The sequence below is a fragment of the Pantoea sp. 18059 genome, assembly GCF_902706165.1.
Lineage (GTDB): Bacteria > Pseudomonadota > Gammaproteobacteria > Enterobacterales > Enterobacteriaceae > Pantoea > Pantoea agglomerans.
Window position 1 is genome coordinate 203,869 of the sequence record NZ_CACSJS010000003.1, and the last position, 12,048, is coordinate 215,916.

The window sequence follows — 12,048 nt, forward strand, 5'->3', positions numbered from 1 at the left end:
GTGGTCAGAACCGTCGTGCTTTAGCGGGTTGCAGATGAATTCAGTTCAGAATGGCTTCCCGACATCGCGCGTTAAGATGTTGCAGCGCCTGGCGGGCCAGTCGGGCGAAGTAGTCGGCGGCGGGCGCAATCAGCGCCTCATCCGGGGTAAAGCTGGCATGGTGCAGACCAAAGTCACTGGCGCTGCCGATGCTGACAAACGCCCCCGGCACCTGTTGCAGATAAAAGGCAAAATCCTCCCCCAGCAGATGGAGATCGGCGGTCTGCACCCGATAGCCCGCCTGCTGCGCCACTTCGCTGCTGAAGGTCGCCCAGTGCGCATCGTTGATCAGCACTGGCGGGCCAGGATGCCAGCTCAGGGTTGCCTGCGCGCCATTGGCGTCGGCGAAGTGCTCAACCAGCGTGCGCACCCGCTGTTCCAGTTCGGCGCGCACCTGTAAATCGTGGGTTCGGGCCGTGCCGCCAAACTCAACGCCGCCGGGTAATACATTCCAGCTTTTGCCGCCGTCGATGCGGGTAATGCTCAGTACCAGACTGTCCAGGGCACTGAAGCTGCGGCTGGTGAGTCCCTGTAACGCCTGGATAATCTGGCTGGCCGTCACAATGCTGTCGACACCCTGCTCCGGATACGCGGCATGTGCGCCTTTGCCGGTGACGCGGATAATAAATTTGTCAGCATTCGCGTAGAACGCCCCGCTGCGGGTGGCAAAGGTGCCGACGGGCAGCGAAGGCTCGTTGTGCATTCCGAAGATAGCCTGCACCTCATCCAGTACCCCCGCCTCAATGAACTGACGCGCCCCGCGCGCTATCTCTTCAGCGGGCTGGAACAGGATGCGCACCCGGCCAGGTAATAGATCGGGCTGTGCGTTGAGCGTTAACGCCGCGCCCAGCATGACCGCACTATGCAGGTCATGACCGCAGGCGTGCATCACGCCAGGATGGCGGGAGTGAAAACGCACCCCGCTCGCCTCATGGATCGGCAGCGCATCGATGTCGGCGCGCAGCGCGATCACCGTCTCTCCGCTGCCAATTTCTGCCACCAGGCCGGTTTCCAGTGGATAGTCCAGCAGCCGGATGCCCGCCGCCTGCAACCAGCCCCGCAGTCGCGCGGTGGTGGCGAACTCCTGACCCGACAGCTCCGGCCAGGTGTGCAGTTCGCGTCGCCATTCAATCAGTTGTGACTCAGGGTTCATGATGACTCTCCACTGACGGGGATTCAGGCTGCGACCAGATGATGCGTGGCCAGCAGTTCAAGTGACTGCAGACGTGCAACCGGCTCGGTAATCGGCGTGTCGATAACAAACTCATCAATGTCAAAATTATGATGCAGCGCGTCAAGCTGGGCATGAACCTGCGCCGCCGTGCCTTTCAGAAGTGACGGCGTGCGCGGCTCAATCTGATAATCGCGGTATCCACCCTGACGCACATAGCGCTCCGCCTGCTCAAGGCTGGCGACGTTGACGCTCGGGCCATCTTTCACCGCTACATGGTAGTGACGAAGATTGGCTACCAGCAGGTCAGCCCCGGCGGGTGAGTCGGCTACCACCACCTGCACGGCCACCAGGGCGCGCTGACCCTGGCTCAGGCGGGAGTAGGTACTCAGCGCATGCTCCAGTAACTGGCGGTCGCCATTGAGGTGAGCGGCAAAGACAAACTGCCAGCCCAGACTGGCGGCCAGCCGGGCGCTCTCTTCACTGGCACCCAGCAGAAAACGGTTCGCCGGACGTGACGGCAGAGGCGTGGCGGCTAAACCCTCATCGTCAGGATCAGCCTGACCGGGCTTCAGCCAGCTATCCAGCAGCTGAAGCTGTTCGGCAAAGCTCCCTTTTTTAGCGGCATCAACACCCTGTTGCAGCGCATGGGTGGAGAGTGGAAGTCCGCCCGGCGCTTTGCCCACGCCGAGGTCAATACGACCCGGTGCCAGCGAAGCGAGCAGGTTAAAATTCTCTGCCACTTTATAAGGGCTGTAGTGCTGCAACATCACGCCGCCCGATCCGACGCGAATATGTCGTGTCTGGGCAATGATCCAGGCAATCAATACCTCAGGTGAAGGACTGGCCAGCTGCGCGGTGTTGTGATGTTCAGCCAGCCAGAAGCGGTGATAACCCCACTCCTCTGCCCGCTGCGCCATCTGCAGCGTGCGCTGCAGCGCCGCGGTGGGTGATTCACCCTGCAGCACGGGCGCTTTATCTAACAGACTTAATCGATATGCCATTCACCTGGTCCTTGTTTATTCCGGTTGCAGACCAGTGTGCTGCGCAGTCGATCATTGGTAAAACATCATATTGTTTTATGCATTATTGATTTCGTCATAATGGAGAACAGTGAGAAGTGAAAGAGGGAAAACGGGCTCTGAAACGGGAAATCAGGCAGATATTTTGCGTATAACGCTATTCGATGCCTGATATTAAGGTGAGTAAAATCGGTTTGATGGCAAAGGTTTGCAGAAAATCGTCTTACGTATGGAGAGATGACAGTTGTTGTTAGCCGCGACTTCAGGAATTTCAGACAGCCTGAATTCAGGGCATTGAAATACATTCTTTACAGGATGGTGAAGCACGGGTCGCCAGATAGATAAATAAGCATATAAAGAATGTAATTGAGTCAGAGATAACTCATTGCAACTGCCAGATGATTTACAGGACCTTATACATTTTCCGGAATTAAGACCCTCTACTGTAATGAGAGGTGAAAACCGGGCATGAGTCTGTCTGATAGGGTCATATCTGGGCACAGGAAAAGCATTGAGCCCAGAAACAAGATTATTTTTCTAAGGCCGTTGCGAATTTTGTTTCAATGGGAAGAATCGGGTGTTGATAAGCGCCACATTCACTTCACAGGGAACGCCGTCGTCGAGATAAACGGTTTCATTAAGCTGAATGACAGCATCCCCTTCAGCTAAATTAAGCAGAGTAAGCGACTGTGTATCCGTAAGATTGACGGCCGTTAGATGCTGGTCCCTTAGCTGCACTTTCTTACCGGTAACTTCTTCAATGTAGGCATATTTTGACAGTTCCAGCTTGCTGAACTCCATGCTGCTAAACATATTAACCGGCAGGTGAATATGTTCCAGAGCCACCGGGATGTCATCGAAACACATCAGGCGTAAAATTTTATAGATCTGATCGCTGTTTTTAATACGCAGCGCCTGAGCGATATCAGCAGAAGGAACCTTGATTATGCTGACCGATATGATTTTTCTTACACCTTTATGGCCATTTCTTTGCGCCTGGTAATCAAAAGGTGAAAGCACATGATATCGGTTCGCCTGGCTACTCATCTCCGTGGAACCGACAAAAATACCCGACCCTTTAACCCGGTAAATTCTCTGCTGCTCCACCAGAATGCGTGTGGCTTCACGCACCGTTGCGCGAGTAATGCCGATACTTTTGGCAATTGATATTTCGGTATCCAGTTTCTCTCCGGGTCGAAGGCCATCATCCTTAATTTTATTGAGGATGTAATCAACAACCTCTTTTTGTTTTTCAGTAATGCCATCAACCATTGGCTTTCTTCCCGTTTGAGTGAAGGACAGACTCCCTCTAATCCGTGTCAGTACAGTTCTGCCTGACATTGCCGGATGAGTACCACTTCCGCTAGCTGAATATGTGATCAACTTATCAAATTGGCACTGATGTTAAGCCTGATAAGCAATATTTTAACTTTACATGTTGTGTCCGTACACGTCGAAGGACATCATCAGGATGACTAGACACCTTTAACATGTACAGATGTGATGACCGTTGTGAAATATAACCCCATCTGAACAATGAGAAAATATTTTTTTAATAAATCCATGAAAATCATGACTTTTAAGGATGTTACCTCCTTTTACTACATTCGATTTTTGTGTCGCTCTGCTGACAGAAAGTTTATCTAAAAAAGTGATAACGGGGGTTTTGAGGGAAACTGACTGTACATACTCAGGAATTTATGAAAAATCGGAATGCATAACAGGCCCTGTTCCGGTTGAGAAAATTTTATATGAGATGGGTTATGCGTAACCGGGAGCAGGCAAACGCCACACGGTTTATGCGTTTAGTTAAATTTTATTGCGCATTTAAACAGGAGGAGTAAGACGATGTCACACCTGGCTAAGTGGTTAAATAACGAGAAAATCCAGTACGTCGAAAGCGTGACTGACTGGCAGGAAGCGTTAGTTATTGCGGGACGTCCTCTGCTCAGTGAGGGCGCAATATCGCAGGATTATATTGATGCGATTATTCAGCAAAAAGAGGAGATCGGCCCCTTTTTTGTCATCGCGCCCCAGATTGCCATGCCCCACGCACGCCCGGAACAAGGCGCACACAAACTGGGGTTGTCGATTGTGCTGCTGGGTACAGCAGTGAAATTTGACTCCGAAGAAAACGATCCGGTAAAGGCTATTTTCATGTTTGCCGCACCGGACAGTAATAGCCATATCGAAATGATCTCCCAGCTGGCGGAAGTGCTGTCCGATGAAGAGATCATGGCGCAGATATTCAATGCGAGCAGCAAAGAAGCGCTCATGACGATTTTATCAGGCGTTTAGTCTGCCCGTTGAAACGCGACTTTTAATCATTAGTTAATGAGGTTTGATATGAAAATTATGGCGGTGTGTGGTTCAGGTTTAGGCAGCAGCTTCATGATGGAAATGAACATCAAGAAAGTGCTTAAAACGATCGGTGTTGAAGCTGAAGTGGAACATTCGGATCTCGGCTCTGTCACCCCCGATGTGGCAGATGTTTTTGTTATGGCCAAAGACATTGCTTATAGCGCAAACCTTCCTGAACAGAAGGTCATCATCATTAATAACATCATTGACCTGAAAGAAGTGGAGCAGAAAATACGTGAGTATTTTGAGAAAAAGTGACGCTAATAATTAGATAAACACCTTACCCTCGAGGTTAATATGTTTACTCAAAATCTTTTGCAGTTCGTCGTCGACGTGCTGAAAGTGCCCTCTATATTAGTCGGACTGGTGGCATTTTTCGGACTGATTGCGCAGAAGAAGCCGTTTCCTGATGTTATCAAGGGCACGGTAAAAACTATTCTGGGCTTCCTGGTGCTGGCAGGCGGTGCGACCGTTCTGGTCGGTTCACTGACGCCACTGGGCGACATTTTCAAACATGCGTTTGATGTTCAGGGCATCATTCCTAATAACGAAGCGATGGTCTCTATCGCTCTGGCAAAATATGGTGCGCCTACCACGATGATCATGGCCTTCGGCATGGTCGCCAACATCGTTGTCGCCCGCTTCACCCGACTGAAATATATCTACCTCTCAGGGCATGTGACGTTTTATATGGCCTGTATGATCGCGATTATTTTATCGGTTGCCGGTTTTGAAGGTATTCAGCTTATTTACACCGGGTCACTGCTGTTGGGCATTCTGATGGCCACCTTCCCGGCAATCGCCCAGCCCTATATGCGTAAGATCATTGGTGGCGATCATGTCGCGCTGGCGCATACCGGGACAATTGGCTATGTCTTATCAGGCTGGATCGGCTCTTTGGTAGGTAAAGGATCTAAATCCACCGAAGAGATGAACATGCCAAAAAACCTCAGTTTTTTGCGCGACAGTACCATCTCAATATCTCTGACGATGATGATTATCTACTTAATCCTGTCGGTATCTGCCGGTAAAGACTATGTAGAGGCTAATTTCAGCAATGGTCAGAACTACCTGGTTTACTCCTTTATCCAGGCCATTACTTTCGCGGCGGGTGTCTTTATCATTCTGCAGGGTGTGCGCTTAATCCTGGCTGAAATTGTCCCTGCCTTTACCGGCTTTTCAGAAAAACTGGTTCCGGAAGCCAGACCGGCGCTGGATTGCCCGATTGTCTTCCCCTACGCCCCGAATGCGGTGCTGGTTGGCTTTATCTCCAGCTTTGTCGGTGGCCTGGTGGGGCTGTTTGTTCTCGGTCAGCTGCATTGGGTATTGATTCTGCCGGGTGTGGTTCCTCACTTCTTCTGTGGCGCTACGGCTGGCGTGTTTGGTAATGCGACCGGCGGCAAGCGTGGTGCGATTTGCGGTGCCTTTGCTCATGGCCTGTTAATCACCTTCCTGCCTGTCGCCCTGCTGCCGGTACTCGGACAGATAGGGCTGACCAACACCACCTTCTCGGATACCGACTTCGGCGTCACCGGCATCCTGCTGGGTAATATGGCTCACTTTATGGATAAGGGAACCATCACCATGATTATCACCGGCATTTTTGGCTTGTTAGTGATTTATAACTTTACGGCTAAAAAGAAGACACCTGTAGAAACAAATGCAGGGTAATCAGAACGCTTAATGGCAACCAGAAAGGGCAATGAGCGCTTTCTGGTTGTTTGTGTGTAACCTGCTTTACAGCTCCGCTTATGCCCCGCCTGAATACCAATCAGAATGAGCCTCATTTAGCGCCAACTAAAATTATTATTACCACTCGTTTTCGCCCACCCCTGACCAATAGCCACTAATCGCAATCCCAATTACCTGACATCTGATGGCGCTAAACCGCGTAAAAAAAGGATTATTCCGATCCAGAAAAGTGATCAACATCACACTTTCAACATTAGACATACTAATAAATAAAATTTAACAACAAAACATTTGAATGATAATGATTAACATTTACACTCTCATCCGCATATAACAAAGCGTTTAACGCTGCCAAATCCACAAATAATATGCGGTATTTACTCTTTTTAAGGTGAAAACACTAATCCATTTAATGGTCAGGGTTTTTATCTGGTTAGTTAGTTTTATGTTTACTGGAGTTGTTGAGCGGAAATCCAACGCTGCTGACCTTACGTCGGCAGGGTCACTGGTATTAACGCACAGGAACTGAACATGCTTTTACGCTCATCCACTCAGGCGGCACAGGATCTCGCGCCAGCATCCAATGCCAGCGGTGCCGAAACGGCTATTTTTAACGATCAGCAACTGGCGGCCTGGTCGCAGCAGACTCAGGAGGTGCTGGCGCTGATGACCCGTACCGTTACCGGCGTTGAGAAGCCTTTCAGCGGTATCCTGCCCCATGAACTGGCGGCGGAATTCAGTGAGGTCGATCTCGATCGTCCGCTGGGTAACAACGATGACGCCCTGACAGAGCTGAGCCAGCTCTATCTTCGTGACGCCGTCTGGTTTCACCACCCTAAATACCTGGCGCACCTGAACTGCCCGGTCGTGCTGCCCTCTCTGATGGCTGAGCAGATTATGGCGGCGGTGAATAGCTCGGTCGATACCTGGGATCAGAGCGCAGGCGGTACGCTGATTGAGCAGAAGGTGATCGACTGGACGCTTGGCCGCATCGGCCTGCCTGCCGGATCTGATGGGATCTTCACCAGCGGTGGCACCCAATCCAACCTGATGGCAATGCTGCTGGCGCGTGATAGCTGGTGCGCGGCACATCATCCGGGGCATCTGATTAAGCATCGCGGCCTGCCTGAGACCGCGTCGAAATGGCGAGTGTTTACCTCAAAACTCAGCCACTTCAGCATCCAGAAATCGATGGCGATTTTAGGGCTGGGCTATGACGCAGTTATCGCCGTTGATCACGACGCCCACTACCGTATGGACGCAGCGTGCCTGGCTAAGGAGATCGAGAAATGTCGCAGTGAAGGGCTGATCCCGATTGCTGTGGTTGCCACCAGCGGCACCACGGACTTTGGCAGCATCGATCCGCTGCCGGAGATTGCCCGTCTTTGTGACAATTATGGTTTGTGGATGCACGTTGACGCCGCTTACGGCTGTGGGCTGCTGGTCTCAGAGAATCATCGCTCACGCCTGAATGGCATTGAACGGGCTGATTCCGTCACCGTCGATTATCACAAATCTTTCTTCCAGACCGTCAGCTGCGGTGCGTTCTTTGTGCGGGACAGCCACAATCTCAAGCATGTCACGCACCATGCAGATTACCTGAATCCGCTCAGCGCCCAGCAGGAAGGCACACCGAATCTGGTCAACAAAAGCATTCAGACCACCCGCCGATTTGATGCGTTGAAAATGTGGCTGACCCTGCGCGTGATGGGTCCGGCGGCGCTGGGAGACGCTTTCGATACGCTGATAGAGCTGACACAGGCGGCTCATGAGCGGTTAACTGCGCATCCTGCTATCGAAGTGCTGCACGCGCCTGAGCTGACCACCCAGATTTTCCGCTACGTGCCCGGCAAAAACGCCAGCGACGCACAGATCGACGAAATCAACGCCGCTATCCGTAAAGCGCTCTTCCGCTCCGGCAACGCAGTGATTGCCGGAACCAAAGTCGATGGGCGTCAGTACCTGAAATTCACCCTGTTAAATCCCACCACGACCATCGCCGACATCGAAGATGTGCTGAGCCTGATCGCGCACTATGGCCGCGAGCAGGAACGTGCGTCTGCGCTGAACGCGGCGAAACAGTGAGAGCTCTGAAATGAATAATTCCGTTTACGATTTTATTGGTATCGGTATCGGCCCTTTCAACCTGAGTCTGGCCTGTCTGAGTGAGCCGGTTGAGGGACTGAACGGTCTTTTCCTGGATGAGAACCCGGGCTTTGACTGGCACACCGGCATGATGCTGGAAAATGCCCATCTGCAGACGCCGTTTATGGCCGATCTGGTGACACTCGCCGATCCGACCAGCCCTTACAGCCTGCTTAACTACATGAAGGAAAAGGGGAAATTATACTCTTTTTATATCCGTGAAGACTTCTTCCTGATGCGCAAAGAGTATAATCAGTACTGCCAGTGGGCCAGTTCGCGGCTCTCTAATCTGCGCTGGAACAGCCACGTTGAGTATGTCAGCTACGATGAGGCGGCTGGCGTCTATCAACTCCAGGTCACCGACACCCGGAATGGTCAGAAACAGAACTATCTGGCACGACATCTGATCCTCGGCACCGGGCCTAAAGCCTGGATGCCGGAGTGCAGCCAGCCGCACCGCCAGCGCCTGACGCACTCAAGCCACTATCTGGTCAACAAAGCGGAACTGCAGCAGAAGCGTTCCATCACCGTGCTGGGCAGCGGCCAGAGCGCGGCAGAAATCTACTACGACCTGCTGACCGATATCGACCGCTTTGGCTATCAGCTCAACTGGATCACCCGCGCGCCGCGCTTCTATCCGCTGGAGTACACTAAGCTCACGCTGGAGATGACCTCGCCGGAGTGGGTCGACTATTTCCACGCGCTGCCCGCCAGCACCCGCGACGAACTGAATGCGCGCCACAAGAATCTCTACAAAGGCATCAACAGCAGCCTGATTAACGACATTTATGACCTGATGTATGTCAAACAGCTCGACGGCGATCTGAACGTAAACCTGTTTACTCACTCGGCGCTGACCGCTATGCGCTGGCTGCCACAGGGAGAGTTCGAGCTGACGCTGTATCAGGAGGAGCAGGATTGCACCTTCACTCGTCGCACCGAAGGACTGGTGATGGCGACCGGCTATCACTACCAGCCACCGATGTTTTTAGAGGGCATCAACGCCCGCCTGCGCTGGGATGACAAAGGCCGCTACGACGTGCAGCGCAACTACAGCATCGATTATCACAATCAGATCTTCGTGCAGAACGCCGAGCTCCATACCCACGGTTTTGTCACACCGGATCTCGGCATGGCCTGCTACCGCAACTCGGTGCTGCTGCGCGAACTGACCGGACGCGAGGTCTACCCGATCGAGCGTCAGATTGCCTTCCAGACCTTCCCGGCTAAATCGGAGCACTGAGATGAGTTCACAAACACTGTTCAGCGCCGCCCGCCCCGCAGGCCAGTTCACCCTGAGGCCCATGCTCGCCAGCGATGCGCCGCTGATTCATAGCTGGGTCACCCGCGATTACGCCCGCTTCTGGGGCATGCAGCAGCAGAGCCTGAATCAGGTCGCTGAGTTCTACCAGACGCTGACTGCAGCCGATCCCCATGCTGCGCTGATTGGTTGCTGCAACGACCAGCCGGTCTGCCTGATTGAGTGCTATCGCGCCTGCGACGATGAGGTCGGCAAATTTTATCCTGCCGCACCCGATGATTACGGCATGCATATTCTGATAGCCCCCGCCAGCCAGCCGATCAGAGCCTTCAGCTGGCAGGTCTTCACGCTGGTGATGGACTACATGTTCAGCCGCCCCGAGGTGCGCCGCGTGGTGGTAGAGCCAGATGTGCGCAATGAGAAGATTCACGTGCTGAATAAGCGTGCCGGGTTCCGCTATCAGCACACCATCGACATGGGTCATAAAACCGCCTGGCTGGCCTTTTGCCAGCGGGAAGATTATCAACACGCGTTACTGCAGGAGTCGCAGACTATGAACACCCCCTCTTCGCTGATGAACGGTACACATCTGACGGGCGACCAATGGGCGCAGGCAAACCGCATGCTGATCCGTAAAGCGATTGCCGAGTTCGCGCATGAGAAAATCATTACGCCACAGGAGTCGGGCGACGGCAGCTATCAGCTTGCGGTGCCAGGCGGTGAAGCGAGCTACCATTTCCGGGCGTCGCGGCTGGCGCTGGATCACTGGGAAATTGACGCCGGCTCACTGCGCAAGCAGGAGAACGGTCGTGATCTGCCGCTGGATGCGCTGAAGTTTATCGTGGAGTTTAACGGGGAGATCGGTATTACACAGGCACTGCTGGCGACCTACATGGAAGAGATCAGCAGCACGCTGTGCAGTAGCGTTTATAAGCTGCAGAAGAATAATCCTGACAGCCAGGCGCTGGTCTCAGCCGATTTCCAGACGGTGGAAGCGGCGATGACCGAAGGCCATCCCTGCTTTGTTGCCAACAACGGGCGTATTGGCTTCGATGCCCATGATTATCTGGCGTATGCGCCCGAGGCCGCCGCGCCCGTTCACCTCATCTGGGTCGCGGTTCATCGCCGCAACGCCCATTTCTCCAGCCTCAGCGAGCTGAGCTATGAGCAGTTGATGCGCGATGAACTGGGCGACACCACCCTGGAGCAGTTTACTGCGCAGCTGGTGAATAAAGGGCTGGCGGTTGAGGAGTATATCCTGATGCCGGTGCATCCGTGGCAGTGGCAGAACAAGCTGCTGACCGTGTTTGCGGCGGACATCGCCAGTCACGATATTGTTTATCTCGGCACCGGAGACGATGCTTACCAGGCGCAGCAGTCGATCCGCACCTTCTTTAACCGCAGCCAGCCCGCGAAGCGCTACGTGAAAACCGCCCTGTCGGTGCTGAACATGGGCTTTATGCGCGGACTGTCCCCCTACTATATGGCGACAACGCCTGCGATAAACGGCTGGCTGGAACAACTGGTTGCTGGCGATGCGTGGCTGAATCGCTGTGATTTCCGCATCCTGCGCGAAGTCGCGGCGGTCGGCTATCACAACCGCTACTATGAGCAGGCGATCAAAGGCGACTCAGCCTATAAAAAGATGTTCGCAGCGCTGTGGCGGGATAATCCTGCGGCCAGCCTGCAGTCCGGCCAGCGTCTGATGACCATGGCCTCTTTCCTGCACGTCGATCACCATCAGCAGGCATTGCTGCCTGCGCTGATAGCGGATTCTGGTTTGCCCGCGAAGCAGTGGATAGAACGCTACCTGACCTGCTATCTCAGCCCGCTGCTGCACTGCTTCTATCAGCATGACCTGGTGTTTATGCCGCACGGTGAAAACCTCATCATGCTGCTGGAGAACAACGTGCCGGTCAGTGCATACATGAAGGATATCGGCGAAGAGATCGCCGTGATGAATCCGGATGCGGTGCTGCCGGAAGGCGTGCAGCGTCTGGCGGTGGATGTGCCGGAGAACCTGAAGCTGCTCTCGATCTTCACCGATGTGTTTGACTGCATCTTCCGCTTTATCAGCGCGATTCTGCATCAGTCAGGAACGCTGCCGGAGGAAGAGTTCTGGCAGGCGGTGGCGCAGTGCGTGAAGGATTACCAGCAGGCGCACCCGGAGCATGCCACTAAGTTCGCGCGCTATGACATGTTCGCGCCGGAGTTTACCCGCTCCTGTCTGAACCGCCTGCAGCTGGCGAATAACCAGCAGATGATAAACCTCGCCGATCCCGCTGAGAACCTCAAGTTCGCCGGAACGCTGAATAACCCGATCGCCCGCTGGCGATAAGCGTTACACCGTCACGCTG

9 protein-coding genes are annotated in these 12,048 nt (G+C 53.5%); 6 read left to right on the forward strand and 3 right to left on the reverse strand.

All coding sequences use genetic code 11. From position 1 onward, the window contains the following. Nucleotides 1-40: 40 nt before the first annotated feature. The 3 genes from GVJ63_RS10405 to GVJ63_RS10415 form a co-directional block, all read right to left on the reverse strand. Nucleotides 41-1,192 carry an amidohydrolase gene (locus GVJ63_RS10405; protein ID WP_159226813.1) on the reverse strand — a complete coding sequence of 384 codons (1,152 nt, stop codon included), beginning with the start codon at nucleotides 1,190-1,192 and terminating at the stop codon, nucleotides 41-43. A 23-nt stretch (nucleotides 1,193-1,215) separates the two neighbouring features. Then, on the reverse strand, nucleotides 1,216-2,214 hold the full coding sequence (locus GVJ63_RS10410) for an MsnO8 family LLM class oxidoreductase (RefSeq protein WP_033780263.1): 999 nt from the start codon (nucleotides 2,212-2,214) through the stop codon (nucleotides 1,216-1,218). Nucleotides 2,215-2,769: 555 nt separating this feature from the next. Continuing rightward, nucleotides 2,770-3,504 carry a GntR family transcriptional regulator gene (locus tag GVJ63_RS10415; protein WP_010247068.1) on the reverse strand — a complete coding sequence of 245 codons (735 nt, stop codon included), beginning with the start codon at nucleotides 3,502-3,504 and terminating at the stop codon, nucleotides 2,770-2,772. A gap of 576 nt (nucleotides 3,505-4,080) precedes the next feature. Between GVJ63_RS10415 and GVJ63_RS10420 the strand changes: the two genes are divergently transcribed. From GVJ63_RS10420 to GVJ63_RS10445, 6 genes are all read left to right on the forward strand, one after another. Beyond that, nucleotides 4,081-4,530, forward strand: coding sequence for a PTS sugar transporter subunit IIA (locus GVJ63_RS10420; RefSeq protein WP_010247067.1), 450 nt, complete (start codon nucleotides 4,081-4,083; stop codon nucleotides 4,528-4,530). Nucleotides 4,531-4,578: 48 nt separating this feature from the next. Then, complete coding sequence (locus GVJ63_RS10425) at nucleotides 4,579-4,851, forward strand: PTS sugar transporter subunit IIB (protein ID WP_010247066.1); 273 nt, start codon at nucleotides 4,579-4,581, stop codon at nucleotides 4,849-4,851. A 39-nt stretch (nucleotides 4,852-4,890) separates the two neighbouring features. Further along, nucleotides 4,891-6,264: a PTS ascorbate transporter subunit IIC gene (locus GVJ63_RS10430; RefSeq protein ID WP_022624351.1), complete on the forward strand. Its 1,374-nt coding sequence runs from the start codon at nucleotides 4,891-4,893 to the stop codon at nucleotides 6,262-6,264. Nucleotides 6,265-6,816: 552 nt separating this feature from the next. After that, nucleotides 6,817-8,370 (forward strand): aspartate aminotransferase family protein, encoded by a 1,554-nt coding sequence (locus GVJ63_RS10435; protein WP_159226814.1) that lies wholly within the window; start codon nucleotides 6,817-6,819, stop codon nucleotides 8,368-8,370. Between the two features lie 10 nt (nucleotides 8,371-8,380). Then, entirely contained in the window at nucleotides 8,381-9,673 is a 1,293-nt protein-coding gene (locus tag GVJ63_RS10440; RefSeq protein ID WP_124890595.1) for a lysine N(6)-hydroxylase/L-ornithine N(5)-oxygenase family protein, read from the forward strand. A gap of 1 nt (nucleotide 9,674) precedes the next feature. Then, the gene (locus GVJ63_RS10445; RefSeq protein WP_159226815.1) at nucleotides 9,675-12,029 is read left to right on the forward strand and encodes a GNAT family N-acetyltransferase; all 2,355 of its coding nucleotides are present in this window, start codon (nucleotides 9,675-9,677) and stop codon (nucleotides 12,027-12,029) included. Nucleotides 12,030-12,048: the final 19 nt, after the last annotated feature.

Bases quoted from the DNA above. Each gene is read 5' to 3' on its own strand.
- GVJ63_RS10405 (WP_159226813.1), bottom strand. From the start codon at position 1,192: ATGAACCCTGAGTCACAACTGATTGAATGGCGACGCGAACTGCACACC.
- GVJ63_RS10410 (WP_033780263.1), bottom strand. From the start codon at position 2,214: ATGGCATATCGATTAAGTCTGTTAGATAAAGCGCCCGTGCTGCAGGGT.
- GVJ63_RS10415 (WP_010247068.1), bottom strand. From the start codon at position 3,504: ATGGTTGATGGCATTACTGAAAAACAAAAAGAGGTTGTTGATTACATC.
- GVJ63_RS10420 (WP_010247067.1), top strand. From the start codon at position 4,081: ATGTCACACCTGGCTAAGTGGTTAAATAACGAGAAAATCCAGTACGTC.
- GVJ63_RS10425 (WP_010247066.1), top strand. From the start codon at position 4,579: ATGAAAATTATGGCGGTGTGTGGTTCAGGTTTAGGCAGCAGCTTCATG.
- GVJ63_RS10430 (WP_022624351.1), top strand. From the start codon at position 4,891: ATGTTTACTCAAAATCTTTTGCAGTTCGTCGTCGACGTGCTGAAAGTG.
- GVJ63_RS10435 (WP_159226814.1), top strand. From the start codon at position 6,817: ATGCTTTTACGCTCATCCACTCAGGCGGCACAGGATCTCGCGCCAGCA.
- GVJ63_RS10440 (WP_124890595.1), top strand. From the start codon at position 8,381: ATGAATAATTCCGTTTACGATTTTATTGGTATCGGTATCGGCCCTTTC.
- GVJ63_RS10445 (WP_159226815.1), top strand. From the start codon at position 9,675: ATGAGTTCACAAACACTGTTCAGCGCCGCCCGCCCCGCAGGCCAGTTC.